17 protein-coding genes are annotated in these 15,447 nt (G+C 59.6%); 7 read left to right on the top strand and 10 right to left on the bottom strand.

Annotated elements, in window-relative coordinates:
- The first annotated feature begins 161 nt into the window (after positions 1-161).
- The gene (msrB, locus tag K7A42_RS06665; RefSeq protein ID WP_004440632.1) at positions 162-569 is read left to right on the top strand and encodes a peptide-methionine (R)-S-oxide reductase MsrB; all 408 of its coding nucleotides are present in this window, start codon (positions 162-164) and stop codon (positions 567-569) included.
- 180 nt (positions 570-749) lie between these two features.
- Here the strand turns inward: msrB and K7A42_RS06660 are convergent, their stop codons facing one another.
- The 5 genes from K7A42_RS06660 to K7A42_RS06640 form a co-directional block, all read right to left on the bottom strand.
- A complete protein-coding gene (locus K7A42_RS06660; RefSeq protein WP_006700062.1) occupies positions 750-1,247 on the bottom strand; it encodes a GNAT family N-acetyltransferase in 498 nt (165 codons plus the stop codon).
- Positions 1,248-1,350: 103 nt separating this feature from the next.
- Positions 1,351-2,019, bottom strand: coding sequence for a PAQR family membrane homeostasis protein TrhA (gene trhA / locus K7A42_RS06655; protein WP_282455014.1), 669 nt, complete (start codon positions 2,017-2,019; stop codon positions 1,351-1,353).
- Between the two features lie 317 nt (positions 2,020-2,336).
- Complete coding sequence (locus tag K7A42_RS06650) at positions 2,337-2,657, bottom strand: TraR/DksA family transcriptional regulator (protein ID WP_006700060.1); 321 nt, start codon at positions 2,655-2,657, stop codon at positions 2,337-2,339.
- A 122-nt stretch (positions 2,658-2,779) separates the two neighbouring features.
- Positions 2,780-3,190: a universal stress protein gene (locus tag K7A42_RS06645; protein ID WP_004440622.1), complete on the bottom strand. Its 411-nt coding sequence runs from the start codon at positions 3,188-3,190 to the stop codon at positions 2,780-2,782.
- Positions 3,147-3,482 (bottom strand): hypothetical protein, encoded by a 336-nt coding sequence (locus tag K7A42_RS06640; RefSeq protein ID WP_223216925.1) that lies wholly within the window; start codon positions 3,480-3,482, stop codon positions 3,147-3,149. Before K7A42_RS06640 ends, K7A42_RS06645 begins: the two co-directional genes overlap by 44 nt.
- Here K7A42_RS06640 and K7A42_RS06635 point away from each other — a divergent pair.
- Positions 3,465-4,325: a VOC family protein gene (locus tag K7A42_RS06635; protein ID WP_282455013.1), complete on the top strand. Its 861-nt coding sequence runs from the start codon at positions 3,465-3,467 to the stop codon at positions 4,323-4,325. The two genes, K7A42_RS06640 and K7A42_RS06635, sit on opposite strands and share 18 nt — an antisense overlap.
- A gap of 85 nt (positions 4,326-4,410) precedes the next feature.
- The gene (locus K7A42_RS06630; RefSeq protein WP_004440617.1) at positions 4,411-5,571 is read left to right on the top strand and encodes an AI-2E family transporter; all 1,161 of its coding nucleotides are present in this window, start codon (positions 4,411-4,413) and stop codon (positions 5,569-5,571) included.
- Between the two features lie 76 nt (positions 5,572-5,647).
- Here K7A42_RS06630 and K7A42_RS06625 read toward each other — a convergent pair whose 3' ends face one another.
- From K7A42_RS06625 to K7A42_RS06610, 4 genes are all read right to left on the bottom strand, one after another.
- On the bottom strand, positions 5,648-6,733 hold the full coding sequence (locus tag K7A42_RS06625; protein WP_282455012.1) for a bifunctional transcriptional activator/DNA repair enzyme AdaA: 1,086 nt from the start codon (positions 6,731-6,733) through the stop codon (positions 5,648-5,650).
- Positions 6,734-6,991: 258 nt separating this feature from the next.
- A complete protein-coding gene (locus K7A42_RS06620; RefSeq protein ID WP_137068465.1) occupies positions 6,992-7,717 on the bottom strand; it encodes a polysaccharide deacetylase family protein in 726 nt (241 codons plus the stop codon).
- 61 nt (positions 7,718-7,778) lie between these two features.
- Entirely contained in the window at positions 7,779-8,687 is a 909-nt protein-coding gene (locus K7A42_RS06615; RefSeq protein WP_282455011.1) for a dihydrodipicolinate synthase family protein, read from the bottom strand.
- Between the two features lie 104 nt (positions 8,688-8,791).
- Complete coding sequence (locus tag K7A42_RS06610; RefSeq protein WP_004440606.1) at positions 8,792-9,193, bottom strand: DUF930 domain-containing protein; 402 nt, start codon at positions 9,191-9,193, stop codon at positions 8,792-8,794.
- Positions 9,194-9,416: 223 nt separating this feature from the next.
- Here K7A42_RS06610 and K7A42_RS06605 point away from each other — a divergent pair, with 223 nt between their 5' ends.
- Positions 9,417-11,516, top strand: coding sequence for a S9 family peptidase (locus K7A42_RS06605; RefSeq protein WP_282455010.1), 2,100 nt, complete (start codon positions 9,417-9,419; stop codon positions 11,514-11,516).
- A 269-nt stretch (positions 11,517-11,785) separates the two neighbouring features.
- Here K7A42_RS06605 and K7A42_RS06600 read toward each other — a convergent pair whose 3' ends face one another.
- Positions 11,786-11,914, bottom strand: a complete 129-nt coding sequence (locus K7A42_RS06600; RefSeq protein WP_272936966.1) for a hypothetical protein — start codon at positions 11,912-11,914, stop codon at positions 11,786-11,788.
- A gap of 84 nt (positions 11,915-11,998) precedes the next feature.
- Here K7A42_RS06600 and K7A42_RS06595 point away from each other — a divergent pair, with 84 nt between their 5' ends.
- The 3 genes from K7A42_RS06595 (at position 11,999) to K7A42_RS06585 (ending at position 15,266) form a co-directional block, all read left to right on the top strand.
- Positions 11,999-13,009: an ABC transporter substrate-binding protein gene (locus K7A42_RS06595; RefSeq protein WP_045532485.1), complete on the top strand. Its 1,011-nt coding sequence runs from the start codon at positions 11,999-12,001 to the stop codon at positions 13,007-13,009.
- Positions 13,010-13,261: 252 nt separating this feature from the next.
- A complete protein-coding gene (locus tag K7A42_RS06590; protein ID WP_004440601.1) occupies positions 13,262-14,170 on the top strand; it encodes an ABC transporter permease in 909 nt (302 codons plus the stop codon).
- A complete protein-coding gene (locus tag K7A42_RS06585) occupies positions 14,163-15,266 on the top strand; it encodes a quaternary amine ABC transporter ATP-binding protein (RefSeq protein WP_004440598.1) in 1,104 nt (367 codons plus the stop codon). The genes K7A42_RS06590 and K7A42_RS06585 overlap by 8 nt, the downstream gene beginning before the upstream one ends.
- Positions 15,267-15,447 lie beyond the last annotated feature (181 nt).

Below are 15,447 nucleotides of genomic sequence, written 5' to 3'. Positions count from 1 at the left end.
TTCTTGTTTCAAATCGGATTTTTCAGTTAAGGCATAGGCAATGCCTTCTCAACCCAAATCGACTCCCGGTCCCGTTTCATAACGGAGTCGTTATGGGATATGTCCTCTTTCAATCCGCCATGGCGATGATTATCTGAGGCATGAACAGAAAGGATCATTCCATGAGCGATCTGACATCCCCAAAAGTGAAGAAGACCGACGCCGAATGGCGTGAGCAGCTGACGCCGGAGCAATATCGCATCCTGCGCGAGCACGGCACCGAGCGCGCCTTTACCGGGCCCTATTGGGACACATTCCAAAAAGGCCTCTACCGCTGTGCGGCGTGCGACGAGCCGCTGTTCCTCTCCGACACGAAATTCGACGCCGGCTGCGGCTGGCCAAGCTATTTCGAACCGGTGAAGCCCGGCGCAGTGACGGAACATCGCGACGCCAGCCATGGCATGGTGCGCACTGAAATCCGCTGCGCCAATTGCGGCGGTCATCTCGGCCACGTCTTCCCCGATGGCCCGCCGCCCACCGGTCTGCGTTATTGCATCAACGGCCATTCGATGGTGTTCGAGCCGGTCTGAGCCATGCCGCGTATTTCTTCTCCCCGGCGGGGAGAAGGTTGCCCGAAGGGTCGGATGAGGGGGCTACGTTAGCAATATTCGGAGAGCTTGCCCCTCATCCCGCTACTGCGGACTTCTCCCCCTCGGGGAGAAGAGACTCGTGACACTCGACCGATCAAAAGATGGCTTAAGCTTCTTGGCTTAACCTAATTTCAGTTCCATACACGTCAGATCCAGCCAGCGCCCAAACTTGGTGCCGACTTCCGAGAACCGGCCCGCGACCGTGAAACCGAGGCTTTCATGCAGGCGGATGGAAGCGGTGTTTTCCGACTCGATGGCGGCGATCAGTACGTGCACGTCGTTGCCGGCGGCATGATCGATGAGCGCCTGCATCAGTTTCTTGCCGATGCCGTGGCCGCGGGCGTCCTTATGCACATACACGGAATGTTCGCGCGTATGGCGATAACCGTCAAAAGCGCGCCAGTCACCATAGGAAGCGTAGCCCGCGACCTTGCCGTCCAGAACCGCGACGATGACGGGAAAGCCGCGCGACTTGCGGGCGGCGAACCAGTCCTTGCGATTGTCGAGATCGACCACCACCTCGTTCCAGATCGCCGTCGTGTTCACGACAGCGTCATTGTATATCTCCATGATGCCGGAGAGGTCATCAACGGTCGCGTCGCGAAGTTCCACGGTCATTTTCTTAGCTCCGCCTGGTTTGTGAATACGCGGCTTTGCCGCGCCTGCGCCGAGCCTTAAGCGATGAGACGGAGACATGTCCAGCGCCGCGCTCTCACGATCTTTACGAAGCCAGGGGAACGAGGCTGAAGGCGGTGACCACGGCAAAATAGTGGACCGCAGCGGCTGCGACCACAAAACCGTGCCAGATCGCATTTTGGAAGCGCAGCTTTTCCCAGACATGGAAGATGACGCCGAGCGAATATATGACGCCGCCGGCGACGATCAGCCAGAGCGTGACCGGCGCGAGATGCGACGACAGCGGCTCGACCACCATGACGCCGCTCCAGCCCATGGCGAGATAAAGGCCGATGGCGACCCGGTCGTAACGGCCGGGAAACAGGCATTTGAGAAGGATGCCGCAGATCGCAGCGAGCCAGATCAGCCCCAGCATGACCGCGATCATGGGATCGTGGATACCCCGCATCAGAAACGGCGTATAGGTGGCTGCGATGAGAATGAAGATCACCGAGTGATCCAGCCGGCGCAGGAACCATTTCACGTTCGAGTGCGGCCAGATATTATAGGTGAAGGAGACGGATAGGCAGACGACGAGACCGAGGCCGTAAATCCACGCCGCTGCAATGGCGCTGAGCGTACCCCATACCATCACGTAGAAAATCAGCGCCGTGGCGCCGATAAGCGCCAGCACGATGCCGACCCCGTGGACGATGCCATCGGCGACAATCTCGTGAAAATCATACTGGCGTCCGAACCGCCACAAATCGCTCATAGTCCAATCCTGTCTGCGTGCTTTCACCAAAGCATGAAGACAATATTAGACAGGAACAAGACAGCAGCCGGTTAATGGCGATCAAATTGCGTTCGGTGCTGTTGCGAAAGGAGAGGTCCTGGGTTGCCCTGCGGCCAGACCAATTGCCTGTGAAGCGAGCGGTATACACTTGTTTCTTCTCCCCGCCGGGGAGAAGTCAGCGGCAGCGGGATGAGGCGGCAGGGTAGATGTGTTCGGAGAGCTTGCCCCTCATCCGGCCCTCCGGGCCGCCTTCTTCCCAGCGGGGGGGAAGAAACCCAGCCACGCTTTCCCTGCCCTCACAACGCCGCAGCACATTCCTGACAAAACGGCGTATAGGGAACAGCCTTCAACCGATCCTCCGAAATCTCGCTTCCGCATTTGACGCAGGTGCCGAAAGTGCCCTTGGCGATACGCTCGAGGGCGGCGTCGATAGCGCGCAACTCATCCTGCCCCACCTGCCCCAGCTCGTCCAGCACCTCGTCATTGCTGCGTTCGGCGGCCCTGTCATCGTCATCAGGATTGCGCGGCTCTTCGAAGTCGGCCTCGATCTTATGCAGGCGGCGATAAAGCTCGCGCTGCCGGTCACGCAGGATTTTCTCGTAACTTTCGGTATTCATGGACTTTTCCTCCAGCCGATCTTCTTGTTTTGTCGCATTTCCGGATGGAAAACCGGATTCCACTTTTCCTGGAAATGCTTGGAGGGGCGGGAAACCCGCCCGCAACCCTAAAACGTCAAACCTTAGCGATCCACCAGCACCGAGCATTTGGCGTGGCGCACCACGCGGTCGGCGGTGGCGCCGATGAAATAGTTGCTAAAGTCAGGCGTGTGCGACGCGATGATGATGAGATCAGCCTTGTGTTCCTCTGCCGCAGCGATGATTTCCCGCGCCGGCGCGCCGCTTCTGATTTCATGGCTGCCGTTGAAACCGACCCTGGCCTTGAGGTCCGAGAGTTTTGCCTTGGCGTCCTTGATGGCGTTTTCGATGAGGTCGACAGGAAGGTCGATCGCCATATAGCCCGGCAGTTCCTCGACAACGTTGATGAGAACGATCTCGCCGTCGGGGTCCAGCAGTGCCTTGGCCTTTTCGAGAATCTTTTCTCCCTTGTCAGTGGCGCTGAGGTCTACCGGTACGATGATCTTCTTGTACATGGCTGTCTCCTTTGACGTGATCCGCCGTTGTGTCGGGCTCAAGCTCATATTTGCCGGCCGGCGCAGCCTTCACCTTGATCGAAGTCAAAGCCGAAGCCATGCCGGAACAGGGCATTGTCAACGAATAGTGGACAGTCAATCGCCAGCTGGTGATCTTTGCTGAACGACGAAACCAGCCCATATTCGCCTTCGACAAACGCCGCAAAGCGGCGAAGCCGATCTCGTCGGCAACCGGCCCACCCCTTGGCGCGTCGGAATCAATATGGAGATGATGATGAGTGAAATCAAACAATTCGCCCTGACGCGGCCGGCCTATGTCGGCCAGGCCCATCTCGTCGTTCACGATCTGCCGCGCGTCTCGGATTTCTATCAAAAGATCATCGGTCTTTCCGTTCTTGAAAAGAACCCGAGCGGCGAGGTGCTTGGCGTCGGAGGCCAGCCGCTGCTCACACTTTCCACCTCCAGCACGGCGGAACGCGCGCCGCGCAATGCCGCAGGCCTGTTCCACACCGCATTCCTGATGCCGAGCCGCGATGACCTCGCGCACTGGCTGGCACATGCCGCTCAGAACAATGTTCAGCTTCAGGGTGCGTCTGACCATCTGGTCAGCGAGGCCATCTATCTCGCAGATCCGGAAGGCAACGGCATAGAGGTCTATCGCGACCGGTCGCCGGAAGAATGGACCTACCAGCCGGATGGCACGGTGGAGATGGCGACAATCGGCCTCAATCTTCAGGCGCTTTACGACAGCGCCCCGAACGCGGCCTTCACCGGTGCAGCGGAGGGAACCGCCATCGGCCACATTCACCTGCAGGTCGGCAATATTCCGCAGGCAGATGAGTTTTATCAGGATGTGCTGGGGCTTAAGATCATGGCGCGGTATCCCGGAGCAAGCTTCTTCGGATCGGGCGCGTATCACCACCACGTGGCCGCCAATATCTGGAACAGCCGTGGCGCCGTGGCCCGCAGGGAGAACATGACCGGGCTTTCCGGTTACTCGCTGAAATTCAACGAGCCGGCCGCGCTCGAGACGGCTCTCGCCGCACTCGACCGGCTGGAAATCTCCACCGAAAGGCAAAGTGACGGCGTCTTTTTGAAGGATCCGTGGGGCATAGGGCTAAAGCTTTCCGCATAAACGCTGAACGGGGCGGCAGAAATTTCAGCCGCCCCGGAACCGCCGGATTTGTCGGACGTTAACCTCGTTATTGGGGGATAGTCCGATGAATGAGAATGCCAAGCCGGATCTTTCCGGCACTGCGGCCTTGCCAGTAGACAAGGCCGATCCGCTTGCGACACCCGCCTCTGTTTCACAGCGGGATGACGCGCGCAGTCAGCAGCCGCTGGGGCGGGAGGCGCTTGACGTTTTCGTTGCCTGGTCGGTCATCGGCATTTTCCTCATCATGTCCATGGCGGTCATTCACGAATTATCGATGATTCTGATGCCCGTCGTCATGGCTGTCGTCGTTGGCATGATCCTGGGCATCTCCGCCGAAAAACTGGCCTCCTACGGCATTCCGGGTGCCGGTGTCGCCATCATCCTGTCCACACTCGTCGCTGCGGTCATTTTTTTCGTGGTCAATTCCCTGATCGACCCGGTCTCACAGCTGGCATCGGAAGGCCCCGCCCTGATCGAGCGCAGCATCGACCGCTTCCTTCCTTACCTCGAAAATCTGCGGTGGCTGAATATTTCCGCGGCCACGTTCAGCATGGGCTCCATGTCGATGGAATCGCTGCTGTCGCGTAGCGGCGAAATCATTTCCCTGCTTGGCGCGAATGTTACGCCGGCCATCGTTCAGGGACTGATCTTCCTGGCGGCTCTTCTAATGTTTCTCTACAGCCGGCTGCGACTGCGCAAGGCTCTCATCATGGCCTTTCCGGCGCGCCATCAAAGGCTCAGAACCATTCGCATCATCGGCTCGGTGGAGAAGGTGCTGGGCACCTATTTTGCCACGGCGAGCCTCATCTACGCCGCGCTGGGTGTGACGATGATCGTGATCGCCTATCTCGGTGGCCTCGCCATGCCGCTTCTTTGGGGGCTTTTTGCCTTTCTTTCGAGCTTCATTCCGTTTCTCGGCATCACGTTGATGACAATATCGCTGACCGTCGCCGGTATCATCACGCATGACAACATGATCCTCGCGCTGCTGCCGGCGGGAGTGTTCTTCACCATCCACCTCTTGATGGAAAACCTCGCCTTTCCGGCGGTGGTGGGTCGCAACATGGAGATCAACCCCTTCCTCGTCTTTGTGATGATCATCTTCTGGACGTGGATGTGGGGCGCGGCCGGCGCCATGCTGGCCCTGCCGTTGTCGCTGATCGTCATGACGGTGACGCGCGAACTCTTCCCCTCCCGCCGGGTCGTGCCGAACCTGCCGGATTGAACGGCGGATACAGAGGCGGAGGGCGCGACGCGCCTCCGCCAACGGAAAATCTCCTGAAACCCCACAACCAGGCCGCTCAGGAAGCGAGCGGCATCTCGCGCACCTGCCCTTGCGCCATGCGACGCTCATGCTCGATCAGCCATTTCTTGCGCCACAGGCCGCCGCCATAACCGGTCAGACTGCCATCCGCACCGAGCACCCGGTGGCACGGCACGACGATGGCGATCTGGTTGGCACCGTTGGCGCGTGCCACCGCGCGCACGGCGGATGGCCTTTCCATGGCGGTTGCGAGTGCCGAATAGCTGACGATTTCACCCACCGGGATCTGCCGCAGGCTGCGCCAGACATCGCGCTCGAAGGGCGTGCCGTGGCCGGCAAGGCGGGTTTCGAAGGAGGCTGACTGCCCGGCGAAATAGGCCTTGAGCTCGGCTTCGATCTGACCTGTTACCGCCGTTCGGCCGAGCACCATGTCCGCGCCGGTGCGGCTCTTCAGCCGCTTCAGTTCGGCCGGAAGCGCCGGCCGGTCCGCGAATTCTAGCAGATGCAGGGCATGATCGTCGGCAATGGCGAGCATCGGACCAATCGGCGTATCGATCCAGTCACCCTTCAGGAACCCCCTGCCCTTCATGGCGGCGGGAGAGGAGCCGAAGAACTGGTTGATCGCGGCGCGGAAGCCGCTGCCGGAGTCGTAACCGGCGTCGATCTGCGCGCCGATCACCGCTTCGCCGGAAGCGATGCTTTCCACCGCATCGCCCAAGCGGCGCAATCTGGCGATTTCCAGAAAGCTCATGCCGAAACGGCGCTTGAAGGTGCGCCGCACGGTGGAGGGATCATGGCCAAGCGCCACCACATCCTCCTCACGCCAGCGCCGCGCCGGTTCGTTTTCCAGCGCCGTCAGCAGTTGCGTTACCGTTTCATCGGCCGTGCCATAGGAGAGCATCGGTTTGCAGCGCTTGCAGGGGCGGAACCCGGCCTCCAGGCATTCGGCGATGGTCTCGCGGAACCGGCAGTTTTCGACCTTCGGTTTGCGCGCCGTGCAGGTGAAGCGGCAGAAGATTTTGGTCGAGGTCACGCACACATAGGCCACGCCTTCATAGGCGGGGTCCTTGTTCACAAGGGCGGAATAAAGGGTTTCGGTGTCGGGGCGTTTGAACAACATCATGACGAAGATGCTAGCGCAATTTCGAACGGCACGCCGCCGAAAAACGGGCGTAGATGTGGGGGATGTTGTCAGCTCTTTTCTTCCGCGCCGTTTGAAGGAAAAGTCTGCGGCGTATTTCTTCTCCCCGCCGGGGAGAAGGTGGCGCGCAGCGCCGGATGAGGGGGCAAGGGCAGAGATATGCGGAAAGCTTGCCCCCTCATCTGCCCTTCGGGCATCTTCTCCCCGGCGGGGAGAAGAAACGGGCGGCAACCTTGGAGATCAATTCCCCGGCGGCGCGAAGGATGGGTCGTCCAGCCGCGTGAAAATCACACCGCGGGCTTTAAGCGCTAGAAGGCCCTTCACCACGCCTTCGCCCGCCTCGTGGGTGGGCTGGTTGATGTGGGAGATGATGACATCGCCATTCTTCGCCGCAGCGATATGCTTGGCCGTCGCGGCAGCGCCCAGCAGCGAGCCGCCATCGCCATTGACGGAGTAGCCCGCCACGCGCATGCCGAGCCGGTTGATGGTGGCCATGGACGAGCTTGTATATTTGGCCGTCGCACCCCGAAACCATTGCGGCTGGATGCCTGTGGCAGCGACGATGGCCTGACGACCGCCTTCCACTTCCTGCACGACCGCAGCTTCCGATCCCGCAGCAGCGATGCCGTAAATCGAAACGGGCTTGTCCACCGCCGGCACATGGTTTTCGCCGTGGTTTTCGATCTCGAACAGGTCGGGATTTGCCATCAGCACCGCGAGAGCCTCGCCATTATGCTTCAGCCAGCGGGCGGTCACGAAGATTGTCGCGGGAATACGTTCGCGAACGAGCGTATCGAGAATGCGGTGGTCGGTCTTGCCCATGCAGGCGTCGAGCGTCATCGCCACCCGCACCTTGCCATCATGCTGCGGCGACATTTTCAGCGACGGCTCGACAAGGCCGTTCGCCGCAAAGGCGGTCGCGGCGGCAGAGGCAAACAGGGCAGCGAGGAGGAGACGACGTATCATTTCTGGTTCCGCAATGTCATGCAGTCATGGTGTGTGGCAATCCGCCCGCAAAGCGCCCGAATTATGGCGCGGTTTCCAGCGCGGAGAGCGCCTCCAGCGCCTCTTCCACCCGCTGGCGTTCCGCACTCGTAAGCGGCAGGATCGGTCGGGGCGGTTCGCTGACCGTCAGCGACAGGATATTGGCGGCTGCATAGACCACGCGGATGCTGCCGAATTCCCTGAACAGCGCCCAGAGCGGCTGGAAGACCGCATCGAGCCTTTTTGCCTCCTCCGCATTGCCGGTTTGTGCCGCCCGCATCAATTGCAGCGCCGGAACCGGCAGCAGGCCGGCGATGACGCTGTACCATGTATCGCCGCCAGCAAGCGTGGCCTCGGCGCAGCCCCAGTCACCGCTATAGCCGATGGCGAAATCCTCCGACAGTTTGGGCCTGAGCCGCGCAAGCTCGCCCGCATAATCGGAATCAGCGGGCAGCGGCATCTTGATGGCGCGGATATTGGGAATATAGGCGAGCCGCACCAGAAGTTCGTCGCTGAAGGTGAAGCGGGTGGTCGTCGGGTTATTATAGATGGCGAGCGGCAGGCCCGTCGCACCCGCCACGGCGGCGAAATGGTGATAGGCCTCTTCCTGCGTCAGCGGCGTGTAGGAGACCGGCGCGAGCAGCAGCGCATCGGCACCGGCCGCTTCCGCATCCCTTGCCAGCGCCACGGCTTCATCGGTGCGCAAGGCGCCGACGCCCGCCATCAATATGCGCCTGCCCTTGAGGATGGCGGCGGCCGCTTCGATGGCGCGGCGTCTCTCCTCGCGGGTGAGATACATATAGATGCCGGTGCTGCCGAGAATGCCGACCGAATCAACTGCCGCGACATCCAGCCGCTCGATCAGGGCGGAGAAGGCTTCAACATCGACCCGCCCTGCCTCGTCTGCCGGCGTTATCGGAAAAGCAGAAAGTCCCTTGAATCGTCTCGCCATGTCTGTGCCCCTCACTTCGATCAGATGTCAGGGTTACAGAGCCGGTTGCGACGGGGCAACAAAGCGGCGGCTAAACGCCGGTTCGAAACCGAAAAATTCCGTGATCAGTCATAAAGATACAACTTCTTCCACTGCTCCTCGGGAATTTTGTCGCCCACACGGTAGTCGAAGGACTGGATGCTGAGACTATCGCTCTTCAGCTGACACTTGTATCTGAGCTTGTACCATTCGCCCGAACTTCTGAAGACCGCGCCCGGCGCCTTGATGGAGTTTTTTCCCACTTCCGGATCACCGAATGTATAGGCGATCACCTTGTCCGGCTTCATGCCCTTCTGCTCGGTTGCTATCCGCTCCATCGCCTCAATGTCGCAACGCTGCTCCAGACGCTCCTCGGGAGCAAGCGCGTTCAACTGCCGCATGACGCTGGCATCAATCGCAAAAGCGGGGGTAAGGGTCTGCAAGCCAAGGAAAAAGGCAGAAAGGGCAGCGGGAAGAAGCTTTCGCATGGGGTCCTGTCAGTTTTTTCGTTTGTTCTTGACGATGGATGGCGTGCCAGCGGGCGGCACGCATCATCGCTGATTTGCCGGATATTGCCAAAATGTGATCGAAAGCTGACGAAATTGTGCCCGAACGCCATTCCGCCTGTGGAGATTTGAAACTTGATCGGCCGCAAGCCCCGCTCTACATCTTGGTGCCGCTCAAGAATTTTTACAGGAAAGCGAGTTTCCATTGCCGATTTTCAAGAACCTGCCCGCCGCCCCGACCGCCGAAAAACGGCCCGTTCAGGATACGCATCACGGCATTACCCGCACCGATGATTACGCATGGTTCCGGGCCGATAACTGGCAGGCCATGTTCAAGGACACCTCCATTCTCGACCCGGCGATCCGCGCCCATCTGGAGGCGGAAAACGCCTATATGGAAGCGGCCATGGGCGACACCAAGGCGCTTCAGGAGAAGCTGTTCGAGGAGATGAAGGGCCGCATCAAGCAGGATGATTCCTCCGTGCCGGTCAATGACGGGCCTTATGCCTATGGCACGCTTTTCGTGACCGGCGGCGAGCAGCCGCATTATTTCCGCACCCCGCGCGGCGGCGGTGAGAAACAGGTGCTTTTGAACGGCGACAAAGAAGCCGAGGGCAAGGATTATTTCCGTCTTGCCGGTCTCGACCAGTCTTCCGATCACACACACGGCATCTGGGGTTATGACGACAAGGGCTCGGAATATTTCACCCTGCGCATCCGTAACCTCGAAACCGGCGAGGACCTTGCCGATATCGTCGAAAACACCGGCGGCGGCGGCGCATGGGCGCCTGACGGCAGGAGCTTCTTCTATACGCTGCAGGACGAGAACCACCGCCCTTCCAAGGTCTTCCACCATATTATCGGTGAGCCGCAATCGGCCGACCGGCTGGTCTACGAGGAGAAGGATCCCGGTTTCTTCATGGGTGTCGGTGCGTCCGTTCTCGATGATTTCATCTTCATCGACATTCACGATCATGAGACCAGCGAATATCGCATTCTCTCCACGAAAGACCTGACCGCCGAACCGGCTATCGTGGCGGAACGCGAAGAGGGCATCGAATATTCGATGTGCGAAGGCGGCGATGTCTTCTTCATCCTCACCAATGATGGCGATGCCAAGGATTTCCGCATTGTGGAAGCCCCGGTCACCGCACCCGGCAAGGAAAACTGGAAAGAGGTGGTGCCGCATGAGCCGGGCCGGCTGATCCTCTCCGTCGATGCCTATGCCCGCCATCTGATCTGGCTGGAACGCCGTGACGGCCTGCCGCGCATCGTCATCCGCGACCGCCGCACCGGCGAGGAACATTCCATCGCTTTTGCCGAAGAGGCCTATTCGCTCGGCCTGCATGGCGCGGCGGAATATGACACCGACGTCATCCGGTTCTCCTATTCCTCGATGACGACGCCGAGCCAGCTGTTTGATTACGACATGGTGACGCGCGAACGCACGCTTCTGAAGACGCAGGAAGTGCCATCGGGCCACAATCCTGATGATTACATCACCCGCCGCATCATGGCCCCTGCGCATGATGGTGAGCTGGTGCCGGTCTCCCTGCTTTACCGCAAGGACGTGGCGCTCGACGGTTCCGCCCCCTGCCTGCTTTATGGCTACGGCGCTTACGGCATCACCATTCCCGCTTCCTTCTCCACCACGACGCTGTCTCTGGCGGACCGTGGTTTCATCTATGCCATCGCCCATATTCGCGGCGGCAAGGACAAGGGTTTCGAGTGGTACGAAACCGGCAAGATGGAGCACAAGCAGAACACGTTCAAAGACTTCATTGCCGCTGCCGATCATCTCGTTCAGGAAGGCTTCACGTCTTACGAGCGCATCATCGCCGAAGGTGGTTCTGCCGGCGGCATGTTGATGGGCGCCGTCGCCAATATGGCGCCGGAGAAGTTTGCCGGCATCATCGCCGCCGTTCCCTTCGTGGACGTGCTGACAACGATGCTGGACGACACGCTGCCGCTGACGCCGCCGGAATGGCCGGAATGGGGCAATCCGCTGGAATCGGCAGAGGAATATGGCTGGATCGCCGCCTACAGCCCCTATGACAATGTCGGTGCGAAGCCTTACCCGCCGATTCTGGCGCTTTCCGGCCTCACCGATCCGCGTGTGACCTATTGGGAGCCGACCAAATGGGTGGCGAAGCTGCGCGAAAAGACCACGGGTGAAGCGCCGATCCTGCTCAAGACCAACATGGCGGCAGGCCATGGTGGCAAGTCGGGCCGCTTCCAGCGGCTGGAGGAAATAGCCTTCGAATACGCCTTTGCGCTGAAGGTAGCCGGCAAGGACGCCGTCTGATGCCCGATGCGGGCGGCCTAGGCTGCCGCCCGCATCGTTTCGCACAAAAATACCTCGCGAAAAAAGATTTCAGATTATTTTTTCCACAAATTGCGGCAAAAATTTCTTATTTAAACAAAACTTGAAATTATTGGGAATTTTTATTTCGATCTACTGTATAGTCGATATTTTCTACTGAATAATGAAATACATGCCATGTATTACCCGAACAGGAAAATAGCTCCATAGATCACCTGCATGGCTGCCCTGCGCATTGCCGCGTTGCATTATCACTTTTTGGCCGTATTATGCACGGCGTTGACATATTCATGCGCCTTTTCGCCGCAGTTTTCGCGGCAATCCCGCGGCTTGTTCTGCGGATATTCTCTCGCCGGATTTTCGGCATCTCCACGCGCCATGTCAGTTCGCCCTTGGCAATCCGGGCTTTGCAGTGCTCCCGCTTTGCCAAATGAAAACACTGCATCAGACTTGGAGGTCTCCTCATGAAGAAACTCCTGGCCTCGACCATTCTCGTAACGGGCTTTACCATCGCTGCCGGTGCAGCATCTTCCGCCAATGCCGCAGACAGCTGCGGCAGCATCACCATCGCCGAAATGAACTGGGCATCCGCCGGTGTCGCGGCCTACGTCGACAAGTTCATCATGGAAAACGGCTATGACTGCACGGTTAATGTCGTCAGCGGCGACACCACCCCCACTTTCACCTCCATGAATGAAAAGGGCCAGCCGGATATGGCGCCCGAAATGTGGGTGAACACACTTGGCACCCCCTACGAGGAAGCCGTCAAGAGCGGCAATCTCATTCAGGAAGTCAAAATCCTGAGCGAAGGCGGCGTTGAAGGCTGGTGGATTCCGAAATATCTCGCCGACGAACATCCAGACATCAAGACCGTCGAGGATGCGCTGAAGCATCCCGAACTGTTTCCCGCGCCTGAAGACGCCAGCAAGGGCGCCGTGTTCGGCTGCCCGCCCGGCTGGGGTTGCCAGCCAACTACCGCCAACCTGTTCAAGGCCCGCAAGGCTGATGAAAAGGGCTTTGCGTTGATCGATACCGGCTCCGCGGCCGGTCTGGATGGCTCTATTTCCAATGCCTACGAAAAGAAGCAGGGCTGGCTCGGCTATTATTGGGCTCCGACGGCCATTCTCGGCAAATACGATATGGTGAAGCTGGACGATGGCGTTCCGCTCGACCGCGCAGCTTACGACAATTGCATCGCCAAGCCCGATTGCGCCGATCCGAAGCCGAATGCCTATCCGGTGGCGGAGGTCTTCACCGTCGTGACCAAGGATTTCGCCGAAAAGGCGGGCCCTTCCATTGACTACATCCGCAAGCGGCAGTGGGACAACGACACCGTTGCCAAGGTTCTGGCGTGGATGGATGAAAATCAGGGCACCAATGAAGATGGGGCCGAGTATTTCCTCGAGAACCATGAGGAACTCTGGACGAAGTGGGTTTCGCCCGAGGTGGCTGAGAAGATCAAGGCTTCGATGTGACGGGATAATGGAGCGGGAAAGTTTCGGTTCTCAACCTTACCCCCCTCTGCCCTGCCGGGCATCTCCCCCACAAGGAGGGAGATCGGCTGGGCGCGCTATCACCGCTTCATCCTCAACCATCGAGATGGGCAAGGCCGTGCCGCAGGTCGATCTCCCCCCTTGTTGGGGGAGATGTCCGGCAGGACAGAGGGGGGTGATCCGCCCACTCCAACCTCGCGCCCACCCCAACAACCCAAAGGGAAAACAACAATAATGGCCCTCTGCACCTACCTGCCGGACCTGCTCTGCAAGTTCCCGGCAATCGACAACTCCACCATGCGCGTGGCTCGCAAAACCATCGATGACGGGTTTCGCGATATCGTGCGCAATTACGGCGATGCGATCGACGTCGTCGTTCACCCGCTGCAGCTTTTCCTCAATTCCTCGGAGCGTCTGTTCATCCAGACGCCGTGGATCATTACCATGCTGGTCATTCTCGCCATCGTGCATCTGGCCGGACGCAGCTTCAAGATCACAGGCGGCACCGCCATTTCCCTGCTGATGATCGGCGCGGTCGGCCTCTGGCGCGATGCCATGACGACGCTCTCCATCGTCGCCATCGCTACCCTGATCGCCATCGTCATCGGCCTGCCGCTCGGCATTCTGATGGGTCGTTCCGAACGCCTGCAACGCCTCATCAATCCCGTGCTCGACGTGATGCAGACCCTGCCAAGTTTCGTTTATCTCATCCCCGTGGTGGTGATTTTCGGCATCGGCAAGGTTCCGGGCCTGATAGCAGTGGTGATCTATGCCATTCCACCCGTCATTCGCCTGACCAGCCTCGGCATCCGCCTCGTTGATCGCGAAGTGCTGGAAGCGGCAGACGCCTTCGGCTCCTCCAACGGTCAGAAGCTGTTCAACGTGCAGCTGCCGCTGGCGCTGCCGACCATCATGACCGGCATCAACCAGACCATCATGATGGCGCTCGCCATGGTCGTCGTTGCCTCCATGGTCGGTGTCGGCGGGCTTGGCAAGAATGTGCTGCAGGCCATCAACAACCAGTTCTTCACGGTGGGCTTCCTGAACGGTTTCGCTCTGGTCGCCATCGCCATCATGTTCGACCGGGCGAGCCAGGCTTTCGGCAAGCGCCTGCAGAAATACCGCGAGGTCTCCCATGGCTAAAAGCATCGAAATCAGGAATCTTTACAAGATCTTCGGCAAGCATCCCGAGAAGTACCTCGAAGCGGTGCGTAAGGGCATGGACAAGGTCGAGCTGAACGACCGGCACAACCACGTTCTCGGCCTCAACAACATCAACATCACCATGCCGGGCGGCAAGATCACCGTCGTCATGGGGCTGTCAGGCTCCGGCAAATCGACACTGATCCGCCACATAAACCGGCTGATCGACCCGACCGCCGGCGAAGTTCTTTATGACGGCGAGGATATCTGCGGCATGAGCGCCTCGGCGCTCAGGCAATTCCGCCGCCACAAGACGGCGATGGTGTTCCAGAAATTCGGCCTTCTGCCGCATCGCACGGTACTCGAAAACAGCGTCTACGGCCTCGATATCCAGGGCGTACCGCGCAAGCAAAGCGAGGAAAAGGGCCGTTACTGGCTGGAGCGTGTCGGCCTTGCCGGTTACGAGGATTATTATCCGAACCAGCTTTCCGGCGGCATGCAGCAGCGTGTGGGCCTTGCCCGGGCGCTTGCCAATGACGCCGATATTCTCCTGATGGACGAGGCCTATTCGGCGCTCGATCCGCTCATCCGTGTGGATATGCAGACCATGCTGCTCGATCTGCAACAGGAGCTGAAGAAGACCGTTGTGTTCATCACCCATGATCTCGACGAGGCTTTGCGGCTGGGCGACCATATCGCCATCCTGAAAGACGGCGAAGTGGTGCAACAGGGCGACGGCCAGAGCATCATCCTTTCGCCGGCCGATGGTTACGTCACCGACTTCGTGCGCGATGTCAATCGTGGCCGCGTGTTGCAGGCAAACACTGTCATGGAGCCGCTGGAGAGCAAGCCCGAGGGTATGCCGGTCCCCGAGACCGCAACGCTCGAAACCATCGCCCGCGACATGTCGGAAGCCAACGAGACGCAGGCCCATGTGGTGGACGAGGACGGCAAGCCGGTCGGCAGCATCGGGCTCGACACACTGGTGGCTGCGATGGTGACGCCCGCACCGCAGGAGGTTGAGGCGGAGGTGAAGGCGGAGGAGCCGGAAAAGCTCCAGGAAACGGTTATGTCGGTGGAGAAGGAAACGGCGTAATCCGGCACCGGACGGATTGGCCGCGTCCGCGAGATTTCCTCTTTCCGTCATACCGGCCTTGAGCCGGTATCCAGCCAGCCCAAGTCCTTGGGCTGAAAGGACTCTCTCGCCGCGCAGACGCGCGTCGGCTGGATTCCGGCTCAAGGCCGGAATGACGGGAGTGAGGTATTCACGGCGCCAG

This window comes from Agrobacterium sp. InxBP2, assembly GCF_026191755.1.
In the GTDB taxonomy this organism is placed as follows: Bacteria; Pseudomonadota; Alphaproteobacteria; order Rhizobiales; family Rhizobiaceae; genus Agrobacterium; species Agrobacterium pusense.
The sequence above is the reverse complement of the archived record's forward strand: the minus strand, read 5'-3'. Positions and strand labels throughout refer to the sequence as shown.